This window comes from Pseudomonas sp. (genome assembly GCF_049645325.1).
GTDB lineage: Bacteria > Pseudomonadota > Gammaproteobacteria > Pseudomonadales > Pseudomonadaceae > Aquipseudomonas.
The window spans coordinates 1-14,858 of record NZ_JBARTQ010000582.1 but is presented as its reverse complement, the minus strand read 5'-3'; the positions used below and the strand labels follow the sequence as shown (position 1 = coordinate 14,858).

Annotated in this window: 14 protein-coding genes; 5 read left to right on the top strand and 9 right to left on the bottom strand. The window is 62.3% G+C overall.

Annotation, left to right across the window (positions count from 1 at the left end):
• The coding region (locus WBB95_RS24525) for a PAS domain-containing protein (RefSeq protein WP_424489913.1) at positions 1–629 on the bottom strand (629 nt) is incomplete at its 3' end.
• 187 nt (positions 630–816) lie between these two features.
• On the opposite strand from WBB95_RS24525, the gene WBB95_RS24520 reads away from it, so the two are divergent.
• Genes WBB95_RS24520 through WBB95_RS24500 form a run of 5 tightly spaced genes read left to right on the top strand, consistent with a single transcriptional unit; the run spans position 817 to position 7,256 of the window.
• Positions 817–2,442, top strand: a complete 1,626-nt coding sequence (locus WBB95_RS24520; protein ID WP_424489912.1) for an APC family permease — start codon at positions 817–819, stop codon at positions 2,440–2,442.
• Positions 2,443–2,453: 11 nt separating this feature from the next.
• A complete protein-coding gene (locus WBB95_RS24515) occupies positions 2,454–3,380 on the top strand; it encodes a 4-hydroxyproline epimerase (RefSeq protein WP_424489911.1) in 927 nt (308 codons plus the stop codon).
• Between the two features lie 35 nt (positions 3,381–3,415).
• A complete protein-coding gene (locus tag WBB95_RS24510; protein ID WP_424489910.1) occupies positions 3,416–4,363 on the top strand; it encodes a dihydrodipicolinate synthase family protein in 948 nt (315 codons plus the stop codon).
• Between the two features lie 58 nt (positions 4,364–4,421).
• Positions 4,422–5,993: an aldehyde dehydrogenase (NADP(+)) gene (locus tag WBB95_RS24505; RefSeq protein ID WP_424489909.1), complete on the top strand. Its 1,572-nt coding sequence runs from the start codon at positions 4,422–4,424 to the stop codon at positions 5,991–5,993.
• 3 nt (positions 5,994–5,996) lie between these two features.
• Positions 5,997–7,256, top strand: coding sequence for an NAD(P)/FAD-dependent oxidoreductase (locus WBB95_RS24500; RefSeq protein ID WP_424489908.1), 1,260 nt, complete (start codon positions 5,997–5,999; stop codon positions 7,254–7,256).
• Between the two features lie 23 nt (positions 7,257–7,279).
• On the opposite strand, the gene WBB95_RS24495 is transcribed toward WBB95_RS24500, so the two are convergent.
• From WBB95_RS24495 to WBB95_RS24460, 8 genes are all read right to left on the bottom strand, one after another.
• Positions 7,280–8,194, bottom strand: coding sequence for an ADP-ribosylglycohydrolase family protein (locus WBB95_RS24495; RefSeq protein ID WP_424489907.1), 915 nt, complete (start codon positions 8,192–8,194; stop codon positions 7,280–7,282).
• Between the two features lie 45 nt (positions 8,195–8,239).
• Complete coding sequence (locus WBB95_RS24490) at positions 8,240–9,223, bottom strand: GlxA family transcriptional regulator (protein WP_424489914.1); 984 nt, start codon at positions 9,221–9,223, stop codon at positions 8,240–8,242.
• Between the two features lie 70 nt (positions 9,224–9,293).
• Entirely contained in the window at positions 9,294–9,962 is a 669-nt protein-coding gene (gene lepB, locus WBB95_RS24485; RefSeq protein ID WP_424489906.1) for a signal peptidase I, read from the bottom strand.
• Between the two features lie 381 nt (positions 9,963–10,343).
• The gene (locus WBB95_RS24480; protein WP_424489905.1) at positions 10,344–11,336 is read right to left on the bottom strand and encodes a hypothetical protein; all 993 of its coding nucleotides are present in this window, start codon (positions 11,334–11,336) and stop codon (positions 10,344–10,346) included.
• Positions 11,337–11,519: 183 nt separating this feature from the next.
• Positions 11,520–12,128, bottom strand: coding sequence for a LysE family translocator (locus tag WBB95_RS24475; protein WP_424489904.1), 609 nt, complete (start codon positions 12,126–12,128; stop codon positions 11,520–11,522).
• A 70-nt stretch (positions 12,129–12,198) separates the two neighbouring features.
• Positions 12,199–13,143, bottom strand: coding sequence for an alpha/beta fold hydrolase (locus WBB95_RS24470; protein WP_424489903.1), 945 nt, complete (start codon positions 13,141–13,143; stop codon positions 12,199–12,201).
• Between the two features lie 151 nt (positions 13,144–13,294).
• Positions 13,295–13,759: a hypothetical protein gene (locus WBB95_RS24465; protein WP_424489915.1), complete on the bottom strand. Its 465-nt coding sequence runs from the start codon at positions 13,757–13,759 to the stop codon at positions 13,295–13,297.
• A 155-nt stretch (positions 13,760–13,914) separates the two neighbouring features.
• On the bottom strand, positions 13,915–14,631 hold the full coding sequence (locus tag WBB95_RS24460; RefSeq protein ID WP_424489902.1) for a CerR family C-terminal domain-containing protein: 717 nt from the start codon (positions 14,629–14,631) through the stop codon (positions 13,915–13,917).
• Positions 14,632–14,858: the final 227 nt, after the last annotated feature.

The window sequence follows — 14,858 nt, the reverse complement described above, 5'->3', positions numbered from 1 at the left end:
TGCTCCAGGCGCACTTTCTGGATCATCTGCCGAGGCGTCAGGTGAAACACGCGTTTGCAGTAGCGCTCCAGTTGCGCCACCGAAATCCCGGCAATACGCGTCAACTCGCCGAGCCTGACACGCCGGTTGAAATGCGCACGAATGTATTCATCCACCGCCGCCAGGCGCTGATACGCCGGGTGCGTTTCGCTGGCCGATTGCAAGTCGACCGAGATGCCCGCCAAGCCGATGATCGCGCCGAGATGGTTATACAACGGCCACTTATGGGTCAGGCACCACCCCGGTTCACGGGTGCCATAGAGGTGCAATTCGAGCTGATCCTCCAGCACAAACCCCTGCTCCAGCACGCGCCGGTCCTGCTCGGTATAACCGGGGCCCAGTTGCGCCGGGAACACCTCGGCGCTGGTCTTGCCCAACAACGGTTGCAGTTGCTTGAGGCCACAGCGCTGCACCAGCGTGCGATTGGCGAGGACGTAAGGGGCGTCGATGTCCTTGATAAAAATCGCCGCATTGGGGATCACATCCAGCATCGGCAACAGCTGCGCAACCCCGGCCATCAGTTGCTCGATGCTCTGGGGGCGACTGGCCTCACTCCCCTGGCAAAGGCTTGCAAACGTGCTCTGCAACATGACTCGAATCCCCCGTTTCGACGCTCGACGCCGAGCAGATTGCCCCATGCCCGCGGCCCTGTCGAGCGTGGCAAATTGTGCTGAATTCGTCATCCACACAAACGCAAAACATCAATCGCCACCGGCTTGATGGGTTCACGATAGCGCCACTGCATGCCTATCCAATAACTCACAAGAAGGCGCCGCCATGTCTGCTCAAGGCAAGTTCAAGAAACAACTTTCACTGATGGACCTGACCTTTATCGGGTTGGGCGCCATCTTCGGTTCGGGCTGGTTGTTTGCGGCCAGCCATGTGTCTGCAATCGCAGGCCCGGCGGGGATTATTTCCTGGCTGATCGGCGGTTTCGCCGTGTTGTTGCTCGGCATTGTGTACTGCGAACTGGGCGCCGCCCTGCCCCGCGCCGGTGGCGTGGTGCGTTACCCGGTGTATTCCCATGGCCCGCTGCTCGGCTACCTGATGGGCTTTATCACGCTGATCGCGTTTTCCAGCTTGGTGGCGATTGAAGTCGTGGCCTCGCGCCAATACGCAGCGGCGTGGTTTCCCCAACTGACCAAGGTCGGCTCCAGCGACCCGACGACCCTGGGTTGGCTGATGCAATTTGCGCTGCTCTGCGTGTTTTTCATGCTCAATTACCGCAGCGTAAAAACCTTCGCCATCGCCAATAACCTGGTCAGCGTGTTCAAGTTCATCGTGCCATTGCTGGTGATTGGCGTGCTGTTCACCTTCTTCAAGCCGGAGAACTTTCAGGTGCAGGGTTTTGCGCCGTTCGGGATGTCGGGCATCGAGATGGCGGTGTCGGCCGGCGGGGTGATTTTTGCCTACCTGGGGCTGACGCCGATCATCTCGGTGGCCAGTGAAGTGAAGAACCCGCAACGCACGATTCCGATTGCCTTGATCCTGTCGGTGCTGCTGTCCACGGCGATCTATGTGCTGCTGCAAACCGCGTTCCTCGGCGGCGTACCGACCGAGATGCTCGCCAACGGCTGGGCCGGAATCAGCAAGGAACTGGCGCTGCCGTATCGCGATATCGCCTTGGCGTTGGGCGTGGGTTGGCTGGCGTACCTGGTGGTGGCCGACGCGGTGATCTCCCCCAGCGGCTGCGGCAATATCTACATGAACGCCACCCCGCGTGTGGTGTACGGCTGGGCGCAGACCGGTACGTTTTTCAAGATTTTCACGCGCATTGATGAGAAGTCCGGCATCCCGCGCCCGGCGCTGTGGTTGACCTTCGGTTTGTCGGTGTTCTGGACCCTGCCATTCCCGTCCTGGGAAGCGCTGATCAATGTGGTTTCTGCCGCGCTGATCCTCAGTTACGCCGTCGCCCCGGTGACCGTCGCCGCGCTGCGCCGCAATGCGCCGGGCATGGTGCGACCGTTCAGGGTCAAGGGCATGGCGGTGCTCGGCCCGCTGTCATTCATCATCGCCGCGCTGATCGTGTATTGGTCCGGCTGGAGCACCGTGTCGTGGCTGCTCGGCCTGCAAATTCTGATGTTTGCGGTGTACCTGCTGTGCGCCCGCTGGGTGCCGACTGCGCACCTGAATATCAAGCAACAAGTGCGCTCCTCGGCCTGGCTGATCGGCTTTTACGCGGTGACTATTTTGCTCTCCAAGCTCGGCAGTTTCGGCGGCATCGGCGTGATCAGCCACCCGTTTGACACCCTGGTGGTCGCCGCTTGCGCCCTGGGTATTTATTACTGGGGCGCCGCCACTGGCGTGCCAGCGCATCTGGTACGCCTGGAACACGAAGACGACGAAAGCGAAGTCGTCAATGAAGCTCACCCCAGCGCCCCGCTGTCCCCGGCTACCCTTTGATGGAGCGTTCCATGAAACGACTGCACGTAATCGACTCCCATACCGGCGGCGAGCCGACCCGCCTGGTGCTGGACGGTTTCCCTGAACTGGCCGGCAATACCATCGCCGACAAACTGCACACCCTGCGCACCGAGCACGACCAATGGCGCCGCGCCTGCCTGCTGGAACCGCGCGGCAACAACGTGCTGGTCGGTGCGCTGTACTGCGAACCGGTCACGCCGGGCGCCACCTGCGGGGTGATCTTCTTCAATAATGCCGGTTACCTGGGCATGTGCGGCCACGGCACTCTCGGCCTGGTGGCGTCGTTGCATTACCTGGGCCGAATCGCGCCCGGCGTGCACACCATCGATACGCCAGTCGGCCCGGTTGCCGCCACCCTGCACGAAGACGGCGCCGTGACCCTGCGCAATGTGCCCGCCTACCGCCATCGCCAACAGGTGCCGGTGGAGGTGCCTGGCCATGGCGTGGTCTACGGCGACATCGCCTGGGGCGGCAACTGGTTTTTCCTGGTGTCGGACCACGGCCAGGCCTTGCACATGGATAACGTCGACACCCTCACCGACTACACCTGGGCGATGCTCAAGGCCCTGGAAAACCAAGGCATTCATGGCGCGGACGGCGCGCTGATCGACCATATCGAACTGTTCGCCGACGACGCTCATGCCGACAGCCGCAACTTTGTGATGTGCCCCGGCAAGGCCTACGACCGCTCGCCGTGCGGCACCGGCACCAGCGCCAAACTCGCGTGCCTGGCCGCCGATGGAAAACTCCAGCCCGGTGAGCGCTGGGTGCAAGCCAGCATTACTGGCAGCCAATTCGAAGGCCGCTTTGAATGGGACGGCGAACATGTCAGCCCGTTCATCACGGGCCGCGCCTACATGACCGCCGACAGCACGCTGCTGATCGACGAGCAGGACCCTTTCGCCTGGGGCATCTGAGCCTCGTTTTATTCAAAAAGAATGGAGTTGGAACAATGAGCGACAACATCTTCACCGGTTGCATCCCCGCGCTGATGACCCCGTGCACCCCAGAGCGCACGCCGGATTTCGACGCGCTGGTCGCCAAAGGCCGCGAATTGATCGATATCGGCATGAGCGCCGTTGTGTACTGCGGCTCCATGGGCGACTGGCCGTTGCTGACCGAAGCCCAGCGCCAGGAAGGCGTGGCCCGCTTGGTCGCTGCTGGCGTACCGACCATCGTCGGCACCGGCGCGGTGAACAGCCGTGAGGCCGTGGCCCATGCGGCTCACGCCGCCAAGGTCGGTGCTCATGGCTTGATGGTGATTCCACGCGTGCTGTCCCGTGGCGCCTCGGCCACCGCGCAAAAGGCCCACTTCTCGGCAATCCTCAAGGCCGCGCCACACCTGCCGGCCGTTATCTACAACAGCCCGTACTACGGCTTCGCCACGCGTGCCGACCTGTTCTTCGACCTGCGCCGTGAGCACCCGAACCTCATCGGCTTCAAAGAATTCGGCGGCGCTGCCGACCTGCGCTACGCGGCGGAAAACATCACCTCCCAGGACGATAACGTGACCCTGATGGTCGGCGTCGACACCCAAGTAGTCCACGGCTTCGTCAACTGCAACGCCACCGGCGCCATCACCGGTATCGGCAACGCCTTGCCGCGCGAGGTGCTGCACCTGGTGGCCCTGAGCAAAAAAGCCGCCAAGGGCGATGCCAAGGCCCGGCGCCAGGCTCGCGAGCTGGAAGCTGCATTGGCGGTGCTGTCTTCGTTCGATGAAGGCTGCGACCTGGTGCTGTATTACAAGCACCTGATGGTGCTCAACGGCGACCCGGGTTATGCCCTGCACTTCAATGACACCGACGTGCTCAGCGATGCCCAGCGCCGCTATGCCGAACACCAGTACGCGCTGTTTCGCCAGTGGTACGCCACTTGGTCGGCTGAACAGAACGTCGCCTGACCCTGCGCGCCGCTGTGGTGCTCACGGCGGCCCACCCTCTTTTTCCAGGACGAACCTTATGATTTTGACGGGCAAGATGCTGATCGGTCAGCAAGCCATTGCCGGCGATCGCGAAGCGGTCCGGGCGATCAATCCCGCCACCGATACACCCATGGAGCCCGCCTACCACGGCGGCAACCGAGCACACGTCGAACAGGCGTGCGCCTTGGCCTGGGCGGCGTTCGACAGTTACCGCGAAACCTCCCTGGCCATTCGCGCAAGTTTTCTGGAGGCCATTGCCGACGCCATAGAAGCCTTGGGCGATGAGTTGACCGACCGCGCCGTGGCCGAAACCGGCCTGCCGCACGCACGCATTCAAGGCGAACGCGGTCGCACCTGCGGGCAGTTACGCACCTTCGCCCGCACGGTGCGTGCCGGTGAATGGCTGGATGTGCGCGTGGACACCGCGCAACCACAGCGTCAGCCTTTGCCCCGCGCGGACCTGCGTCAACGGCACATTGCCCTTGGGCCGGTCGCGGTATTCGGTGCAAGCAATTTCCCTTTGGCATTCTCGGTGGCCGGCGGCGATACCGCGTCAGCCCTGGCGGCCGGCTGCCCGGTGATCGTCAAGGCCCACGGCGCGCATCCGGGCACCAGCGAAATGGTAGGCCGTGCGGTGGCCCAGGCGGTTAAACACTGTGGGCTGCCGGAAGGTGTGTTTTCGCTGCTCTACGGCTCAGGTCGCGACGTCGGTATCGCCTTGGTGACCGACCCGCGCATCAAGGCCGTCGGTTTTACCGGCTCACGCAGCGGCGGCCTGGCGCTGGCTCAGGCCGCGCAGGCGCGGCCGGAACCGATTCCGGTGTACGCGGAAATGAGCTCGATCAACCCGGCTTATCTATTCCCCGCCGCGCTCCAAGCCCGAGCAGAAGGGCTGGCCCTGGGCTTTGTGACCTCACTGACCCAAGGCGCCGGGCAGTTTTGCACCAACCCAGGCCTGGTGGTTGCCATCGCGGGCACGGCACTGGATCGCTTTATCAGCACTGCCAGCGAGTTGCTCCCGCGCTGCGCAGCCCAGACCATGCTCACGCCCGGTATTTTCAACGCCTACGAGACGGGTGTTGCCGAGCTGACCAGGCATGCCAACGTCGCCGCGCAAGGGATGGCGCCGGAAGGTCCCAACAGAGGCCGCGCTCACCTGTTCATCACGCAGGCGGATGCATTCCTGAACAACCCCGCCTTACAGGCGGAAGTATTCGGCGCTGCGTCGCTGGTGGTGGTGTGCGCCAATGACGATGAAGTCCGCCAGGTGTCCGAGCATCTGGAAGGCCAGCTCACGGCCACCCTGCACCTGGATGAGGCTGACCTGACACGCGCCAAAGCACTGCTCCCCGTGCTTGAACGCAAGGCCGGGCGCCTGCTGGTCAATGGCTGGCCGACCGGGGTGGAAGTGTGCGACGCCATGGTGCATGGCGGCCCCTTCCCTGCCACCTCCGACTCACGTAGCACATCGGTCGGCACCGCAGCGATCCTGCGTTTCCTGCGCCCGGTGTGCTACCAGGACTTCCCGGACACCTTGCTGCCGGACGCCCTGCAACACGGCAACCCGCAGCTGTTGCGGCGCTTGCTTAACGGCCAGAGAGAGGCGTAGCCGATGGCCGACTCCAACCCTGTGGACATCGCCGTTGTCGGCGCCGGCATCATCGGCGTCGCCTGCGCGCTGCAACTGGCGCGTCAGGGCAAGCGCGTGGTCGTCATCGACCCACAGGCGCCCGGCATGGGCGCCTCCTATGGCAATGCCGGACACCTCGCGACCGAGCAGGTGTTTCCGATTGCCGACGCGTCAATCCTAAAACGCCTGCCCGGCATGCTGCTGGACCCCATGGGCCCGTTGCGCCTGGACTGGAAATACCTGCCCCGCGCCCTGCCCTGGTTTGTACGCCTGCTGCTTAACCTGCGCCCGGCCCCCTACCGGCGTACGGTGACGGGCATCCGCGCGCTGAATGAGGCCAGCTTGAGCGCGTGGCAGCGCCTGCTGCAGACAATTGAGCGGCCGCATTTATTGCGTGAAGAGGGTTCGCTGCTGGTGTTTGAGCGCGCCAAGTCGCGCGAAGCCATTGAGGCGTTACAGCAACGGATGCAAGCGCAAAACGTGCCGGTGGCGTTCTGGACAGCAGACGCGGTGCGCGAGGTTGCGCCTCAATTGAGCGACGCGATCCAGGGCGGATTGTTCTTCCCCGGCACCGGGCACTTTATCGACCTGAACCAGGTGATGGGCGAGCTGGTTGACGCCGCCAAGGCCCATGGCGTGGCATTTATTCAGCAGCGCGTGCTGGATGGGCGCGTGGAGGAAGGTGGCGTCTCGCTGATGACGGACCAGGGTGTTTTCACGGCACGCCAGGTGCTGATTGCCTGCGGTGCCCATTCCGCCGCACTCACCGCCGCACTGACCGGCAAAAAAGTCCCGCTCGACACCGAGCGTGGCTACCACCTGATGCTGCCCCACGAACAGGGTCGGCTGCCGTTTGCCGTCACCTCGCTGGAGCGCAAGTTCATCATGACGCCGATGACGGGTGGCCTGCGCCTGGCCGGCACGGTCGAGTTCGCCGGGCTGAAGCGCCCGGCAAACATGGCGCGCGCCTGGCAATTGCACCGGTTGAGCCAGGGCTTGTTTCGTCAGGACCTGAATGCGCAGGACGCCACGCCCTGGATGGGTTTTCGCCCGTCATTGCCGGACTCGCTGCCGATCATTGATCAAGTGTGCGAGGGCAAGGTGTTACTCGCCTTCGGGCATCAGCACCTGGGGTTGACGCAGGCGGCGGTGACGGCGGAAATGGTAGTGCGCATGCTTGCACCTGCTGCATCGCCATCAGAACTGCCCGCGCTCGCGCCTTACAGGCTGGACCGATTCTGAAAAAGCCCGCCGCGTGCGGGCTTTTACTGTCCGGCTTGAGCCATTCCCAACACAGCATCTGCCATTGCTTCAATCTCGTCGCGCATCCAGAGCTTGCCAAGCCAACCCAGGGGAATGCCCTGCACGGCGTAATGCGCACCGGCTAATTGCCCGACGATGGCGGCAGTGGTATCGGCATCATCCCCCAGGTTCGCGGCGACCAATACCGCTTCCTCAAAACTGTGGGTGTGGTGGAAGCACCAGAACGCGGCTTCCAGGGATGCGACCGAATACCCTGAGCCACGGATTTCAGCCCTCGATTTACTTCGGTATTCGCCCTGCGCAATGGCCGCGACGCTCGGCGAAGCCAGCGTTACGTCAGGGAAGTGCAATACCTGCTCTTTGGCGGCGCCATTCAATGCATTTCCGAGGGCGTGCGCCAGAACCACGCAACAGTCGATCGCCTCCTGAGCGGCGTGAGTGGTACGTGAGCTTTCAACAGCAAACTGACGGATGTTTTCCCGGTCGGGAAAATAGAACAGCACCACAGGCGCCAGACGCATCATCGAGCCATTACCGGCGGAATACGGGTCGGTAGACCCGGAGAACGGGTTGCCACTCTCCTGAAACAGCGCCAGTGCCTCACGAACAGTCATCCCGATATCAAAGCATTCACCGGTCGAGCTCAGGTACCCCCACTTCCACCAGTTCAGGTAGCGCGCCATCTGGTCTGCTGCATCAAAGCCGTGTTTGTTAAGCAGGCTCTCGGCGAGGCAAAGCGCCATGGACGTGTCATCGGTCCATTGGCCAGGCTTGAGCTGGAAAGGCCCGCCACCGAGCATGTCGGTGACCGGGGCAAACGTGCCGCGCGGCATGAACTCAACGGTTGTGCCCACGGCATCGCCGCAGGCCAGGCCCAGCAGGCTGCCACGGTAACGGTCTTGAAGTGTAATAGGCATCGGCATTCCTTGATTAACCCCCTTCAAAGGTAAGTGCACGCCATGCTACTTCACCAGACGCTTTTCCTTGGAGGGGCGATATCCGAAATACGCGCTGTAACACTTGCTGAAATGACTCGGCGAGACAAACCCGCATGCCACCAGCACATCCACCTGGGACAGTTCGGTGTGCTGCAACAGGCGGCGTGCCTCGGTCACGCGCAATTCCATGTAATAGCGCTGCGGTGTGGTGCCCAATTGTTCCTTGAACAACCGTTCCAGCTGGCGGCGGGAGCGGCCTGCGTAAACAGCCAACTGGTCGAGTTCCAGCGGTTCTTCGAGGTTGGCGTCCATCAGTTTCACCACCTCACGCAACGGTGCGCTGACGCAGACGTTTTCCGTGGGTTTGATGCGCCGGTAGCGGGACTCTTCGAAAGAAAGGATGTCTTCGATGCCTTCGACCAACGCCTTGCCATGCAGGCTCTTGATCCAGTCCAGGGCCATGTGGAAGGCGCCGGAGGGGCTTGAGGCGGTGAGGCGGTCGCGGTCGATCACATAGGGTTCGCTGGTCACCTGCGCAGCTTTGGCGACTTCCGCCAGCGCCGGGCGATGTTCCGGGTGGATGGCGCAGCGGTAGCCCTGCAACAGGCCGGCGCGCCCCAGGAACCAGGAGCCGTTCCATATCCCGGCGAGGTTGATGCCGTGCTCGGCGGCAGTGCGCAGCAGCTGAATGAGCGCCTCGCCGGCTTTGAGTTCAGTGCGAAAACCGCCGCAGATCACCAGCAAGTCCAGGTCCTGCAGCACCGACTGATCGAGGCGCGCATCGGGGCGGATCACCAAACCCAGGTCACTGATGACTTCGCCCTCGTCGCAACCGAACGTGCGCGTGGCAAACACGTCAGGGCGCAGCAGGTTGGCGGTGATCAGGGTATCGAGGGTCTGGGTGAAGGCCGGCAGGGAAAAGTGTTCGAGCAGCAAGAAGCCGACGCGGGTGGCCGGCGCCGGCTGTTGGAGGTTGTCATTCAGGTAGCGCAGGTTCTTGCCTTGCATACCACCGCTGAACTGGCGTCTTTCCATCGAGGGTCAGCCCACTTTTATTGTTGATGCAGTGGGCGCCATCTTAGAGGATCGGTGTACCAAAACGGCGAAAACGTGGCATCCAGTTATCCAGGATCTGCGCAGACGCGAGAATATGGTGAGCGCGCCCGATCAGCAGCCGGCGGGGCACAAAGCCGATGTAGCGCGAATCGGCGCTGTTATCGCGGTTGTCGCCCAGCATGAAGTAGTTGTCGGCAGGCACCACCACCGGGCCGAAATCGCGCAGCGCGCGCACCTGCGGCATGAACTGCACCGTGCGCTGGCGGGTGCTCGCACGTTCGGTGAGCTTGATTCCAGGAATGGTTTGCCCGGCAACAAACGGCTCGCGGATATCCTGTGCATCTGTGTAGGTGGCCGGCGTGCCATTGACCCACAGCACCTCGTTTTTCAGCTCCAGCGTATCGCCAGGAATGCCGACGATACGTTTGATCAAGCGCACCCCATCCTGAGGCGAGGTAAACGTGACCACATCGCCCCTCTGCGGGTTATCCAGCTTGAGCAGCGAAATGTCGGTGAGGGGAACCTTGAGGTCGTACGCCACCCGATTGACCAGCACCACATCGCCCTCGACCAGCGTCGGGCGCATGGAACCGGAGGGAATGGGGTTCCAGTCGGCCAGGGACGTGCGGAACACACCAAAACACAGCCAGAAAATCACGGCGTAACGGTATTTGCTCAACCAGCGGTGCATACATCCTCCACACAGGCCAGGGTAATTTTCTGAAACATTCACGCGTGCCCATGAAGGTTACATTAAGGCGTAACGCCAGGCGCGCAGCACCATGGGTTCAGCGCTGATCTTCATAAAGACCGCTCTCGCCCAACCCCGCCGCTCAGCCGGTACAAGCGCATCTGATACGGTTTTTTCTTTGCCATCTGCGTCTGTATCGAAATCTGCCATCGGCGGACAATAAGCCCATTCCCGACACCCTTGTCGAGCGCGGCAGGAAGGTTCCTGCCGCCCCCTTCCCTTCGGAGGCCTTATGACCAAGATGGCACTTTTCCTGTTCGGCTTTTTGGTGCTGACCATCGGTATCGGCCTGTTGGCGACCATCTCGCCGGTCTGACTTTTTCAGCGAAACAGCACCATTTCAAAATCCGCCCCGGTGCCCGCCGCTTGGGCGGCGAGGTCGTTGATCGCGATGGTGCGCACCTGTTTGCCCTCGTTCCAGGGGTTGGTGTAGCTGAGCAGGCCGCTTGCCGGGTCGATGTGGATGATTGCGAAGGCATGCCCGTCGCCCTTGGACCAATCGCCATTGCGCGCGGGCTTGCCGCCAAACACGATGGCGGCGCGGCTGCCGACGACGCTGGCGTGGCTCAGCAGAAACTGGCTGATGTCCTGGGCTGAACTGTGCGCATCGGCCAGGCGCTGATGGTCACCGTACTCACCGGCCAGCAGCTCCATGACCTTGTTGGTCGGCAACGAGCCCTTGGCCGGGTCGAGGTGGAAATACTGGAACATCGCCCCCACCACAGCCGCCGCCGGTGCGTCGCCCTTACCGTATTGGTCGAGGTCCGAGGCTTGCAAATGGAACACCGCCCCGGAGGCGCCCGGCAAGCTGACGTTGAAGCTGCCATCAGGGTTTTGGGTGACGCCACGTTGCAGTATCTCGGTGCCTTTCTGGGTATTGGAAAACGCACGAACCACCGAGATCCCCACGCAGTCGCCTTCGCTGGTCTGGTTCAAGTGGGTGCCGAACGGCTGGCCAATGGGCGTACCGGCCAACGCTGGCTTCCACGGCGCGGCGTCGATCACGCTGCCCTTGGCGTCACGTTGCAACGCGCGAAGGCTGCCGTCGGCGCTGTAGCTGCCGTCACCCAGGGACGCGACGATATTTTTCACATCGGTATTGAGGTTGTCACGCGCGCCCCCGTCACGCTGCATCGCACCTTGGAAGGCCTGCGCTGCGGTGGTGATGCGTTGGCGCGTGTCGCCATCCGGGCGGGCGCCACGGCTGTGGTCCAGTTCGGTGAGCAGCTGGTGGTAGGTGGATTCAATGGCGCGGATGCCGACCGAATTGTCGGAATGATCGTTGGCATAGGCCGTGGCGACGGACGTCGCCATGAGCACAGCAAGGCAGAGAGGACGCTTCACGCTCGGGTATCTCATAGGAAGATGGTGAAGCGATACTGCGAACTCGACGCCCGTTCAATCGCTTCGTGCCGCAACATCCCGTAGCAGGCCTGACACAGAGCGGCGAGCATGCCGCAGCGCGTCAAAGGCGGTCAATGGCGGCACGCGGCTATGTCAGCCGGCAGACAGCATCGGGTACAACGACAGCACCAGCATCCCGGCCATGACCCCGTTGAACAGCCGCAGCCAGCGCGGCTCGCGCAACACATTGCGCAGCCCACTGCCGCAACCCACCCACACGCACACGCTGGGCAAGTTGACCACGGCGAACACCAGGGCAATCACCAGCACATTGGTCACGTAGCCTTCCGCTGGCGTGTAGGTGGTGATCGCGCCCAACGCCATGATCCAGGCCTTGGGGTTGACCCACTGGAACGCCGCCGCGCCGAGGAAACTCATCGGTTTGCCGCGTGCCTCACTGCTATCGGACATCCCGCTCGACGTCGCGATCTTCCACGCCAGGTACAGCAAGTACGCCGCGCCCACGTACCTCAGCACGGTGTAGGCCCAGGGAAACACCTTGAACACTTCGCCCAGGCCCAACCCCACCGCTATCACCAGCACCATGAACCCGATACTGATTCCCAGCGCGTGGGGCATGGAGCGGCGAAACCCGAAGTTCACGCCCGAGGCCAGCAACAGGGTGTTGTTGGGGCCGGGGGTAATCGAGGACACGAAGGCAAACAGCACAAAGGCTGACAGCAGGCTGGTGGACATGAACATGGCGCGGCTTCCGAACAGAAGTGGTGTGCCTGCGACAGTAGTGGGTTACAGCGTCAACCGCCCCGTACAGCTAAGGGCGGATCGACGCATACACTTTGGCCTGCTCAAGCAGCTCGCGGCAGTGTGCAGCGGTTTGCTCAGTGCTCTCGACCATCGGCAGGTGGCCGATGCCGTCGAGAATTTCCAGGCGCGCGTGGGGAATGCCCTGATGCCAGGTCTGCGCGCTGGCGACGGGCACCATGCGGTCTTCCCTGCCCCACAGAATCAAGCTCGGCACGCGCACTTGCGGCAGCCACGGCTCCATGCGCGGGCTGTCGGAAAAGTTGGCGAAAATCTCCGTCAATTCCTCACGCCGCTGGATATAACTCTGCGCTTCAGCCGCCAGCAGCACTTCGGGAATAAACGGTGGCGCGGCCATGGTCATGCCGAAGAAGCGGTCAAACTGCGCACGGTTGCGGATCAGGAACGGGTTGTCACCGCTGTTGACCAATGCCTCCACTTCATTGGGCTGCGGCAAGTGCACACCTGCCGCACCGATCAAGCCCAGCGACAGCACGCGCTCGGGGTAGTGAGTGGCGAGCCAGCTGGCGACGTAGGCGCCCATGGAGCTGCCGATTACGTGCACTTTGTCGAGATGGCAGGCATCCAGCAACGCCACCATGCGCCGCGCCTGGGCGTCGATGCTGTAGTCGCCGCCCGCTACAAAGGCATTTTTACCGTGGCCGGCGAGGTCCGGGATGATCACACGATAGTCAGGCGTGAAGTGCCGGGCGAAGCCCAGCCACACACCTTTGTCGGCGCTGAAACCGTGCAGCAGCAACAGCGCGGGCGCGTGGGCATCACCGCCCTGATAGGTGGCCAGCGTCATGCCTTTGATCGGCACGGTTACGGCCTTCACGCCAGACCGCCACGCTTCCACCCGAGCAATCAGTTCAAACAGCACGTTGCCCACCCGCGGGTAAGTCCACCAGACCCACAGGGCCACAACGGCAAGCAAGGCAACGATCACAAGCATCAAGGCGTCTCCGGAAGCGGGCTGATAGCGCATACTCACCCACTTCGCTTGAATCTGCGCTGAACACACCTCATAAACAGAAAGGCCGGCGCCGACGGGAATACCCGTACCGGCGGCCGGAAATGACGCCATCGAATGACCCGCCGCGAACTCAGTTCTGCGGGCGTTGCTTGGTCGAGTCCAGCTCGGCTTTTTTAGCGGTACTGATTTCAGTGATCTGCGCCGACTTGGCGATGGCCATGTCAAACGTGTCCTGCATTTTGGCGATCGCATCAGTCGCCGTGCCCTTCAGGCCGCCATTGGCCGCCCAGTCGAAGTTCCACACGCCAGACAGGTTGTCGGCACCGGCCACGTCGTGGGTTTCGATGGCTGTGAACACATCAGGATGGCGCTCCATGTACTTGGCAGCGTCGGAAACATCCGTGGGCACCTTGCCCGAAGCGTTGTTGGCCAGTTGAGTCAGCTCTTGTTTGGTGATCGCCGACTTGCCCGACTGGCGCATATAGTCGGCAATGACCTTGCTGGACTTGGCAATGTTCAGCTTGTCGTCGAACGAAGAAGGCGAAGACTTCGCAGTGTTCGGCCCGCCGGCCGCGGGCGTTACGGTAGTAGACATCGGCGCTGCTCCCTCAATGGAACGAATGAATCGTCGTGCTGACGATACCCCGACGCGGACGTTAGCATGGGCAAAGGGCCATTCCATGGGGCTTCACAACATTTCACAACGGCAGGCCGATTTTCGCGGCGTGTTCGGGTATCAAACGTCACGTATCACTCGGTGCGAGTACTCGCGCCACGCTGCGTCACCAGCCCTTCAAGTGTAAACCGGGCCTGCATCAGCACCACGTCACGCACCAATTCCATTTCCTTCTGGTTGACCTCGGTCCACTTCAGCGCCTCCAGCAGCTTGGGCTTTTGCACGCGAAAGGCCAGGCCTTGGGTGAACAGCGCCATGGAGTGGATCACCGTGCGCTCGTCCTCCAGCGCGAACCCCGACAAACGCGCGATCAACTGCCGGATCACCCGCCCGATCCGCGCCTTGAAACGTTCTTCAAAGGCTGTCGTCGCGACCTCAGGGCATAAGCCGGCTTGGTGGCGATCCAGAAACGCGCGCATAGCGCTGGTTTGTGGGCTGTCCTGGATGGTCGAGACCACCGTGCCCAAAATGCCCAAGGACGCATCGATCAGCGCTTCGTCGCTGGCAGTGATGTCGGCCAGGATGTTTTCGGCGGCCTCGACCGGGGCGCCCATCTTGCCCCACAACAGGTCGATCAAATGCTCGACACACGCCAGGTAGACGCCTTCCTTGCCGTCAAAGTAGTACTGGATCGCCGGCGCGTTGACGCCCGCCGCCGTGGCGATGTCACGGGTCGAGGCGCCGTCGTAGCCGCGCTCGCCAAACACCGCGATCGCCGCCTCGACAATCCGTGCCCGGGTTTCTTCGCCACGCTGGTAACCACCTTCGGCGGCCGGTTTATGTCGTGCCATGTGCAGCTCCTTTCGAATACCGGACCAAAATATACCAGTTGACAAAAATTCGCGAAAAATAGAATTTATTCCATCTGATATAAATCTGGAGTGACCTCGATGTCTGCTGCACCTCCCTCCCCTCAGGGCATTCCTGAAGACACTGTCAACGGCCAACGCGGCAAAGCCCGGCGGATCCTCCTGACCTTAGCCATCGTCGCCCTGTTGATCGGCCTGGGTTGGGGCGC

Excerpts from the sequence above, each read along its gene's own strand:
- WBB95_RS24520 (WP_424489912.1), top strand. The coding sequence starts at position 817 with ATGTCTGCTCAAGGCAAGTTCAAGAAACAACTTTCACTGATGGACCTG.
- WBB95_RS24515 (WP_424489911.1), top strand. The coding sequence starts at position 2,454 with ATGAAACGACTGCACGTAATCGACTCCCATACCGGCGGCGAGCCGACC.
- WBB95_RS24510 (WP_424489910.1), top strand. The coding sequence starts at position 3,416 with ATGAGCGACAACATCTTCACCGGTTGCATCCCCGCGCTGATGACCCCG.
- WBB95_RS24505 (WP_424489909.1), top strand. The coding sequence starts at position 4,422 with ATGATTTTGACGGGCAAGATGCTGATCGGTCAGCAAGCCATTGCCGGC.
- WBB95_RS24500 (WP_424489908.1), top strand. The coding sequence starts at position 5,997 with ATGGCCGACTCCAACCCTGTGGACATCGCCGTTGTCGGCGCCGGCATC.
- WBB95_RS24495 (WP_424489907.1), bottom strand. The coding sequence starts at position 8,194 with ATGCCTATTACACTTCAAGACCGTTACCGTGGCAGCCTGCTGGGCCTG.
- WBB95_RS24490 (WP_424489914.1), bottom strand. The coding sequence starts at position 9,223 with ATGCAAGGCAAGAACCTGCGCTACCTGAATGACAACCTCCAACAGCCG.
- lepB (WP_424489906.1), bottom strand. The coding sequence starts at position 9,962 with ATGCACCGCTGGTTGAGCAAATACCGTTACGCCGTGATTTTCTGGCTG.
- WBB95_RS24480 (WP_424489905.1), bottom strand. The coding sequence starts at position 11,336 with ATGGCGACGTCCGTCGCCACGGCCTATGCCAACGATCATTCCGACAAT.
- WBB95_RS24475 (WP_424489904.1), bottom strand. The coding sequence starts at position 12,128 with ATGTTCATGTCCACCAGCCTGCTGTCAGCCTTTGTGCTGTTTGCCTTC.
- WBB95_RS24470 (WP_424489903.1), bottom strand. The coding sequence starts at position 13,143 with ATGCTTGTGATCGTTGCCTTGCTTGCCGTTGTGGCCCTGTGGGTCTGG.
- WBB95_RS24465 (WP_424489915.1), bottom strand. The coding sequence starts at position 13,759 with ATGTCTACTACCGTAACGCCCGCGGCCGGCGGGCCGAACACTGCGAAG.
- WBB95_RS24460 (WP_424489902.1), bottom strand. The coding sequence starts at position 14,631 with ATGGCACGACATAAACCGGCCGCCGAAGGTGGTTACCAGCGTGGCGAA.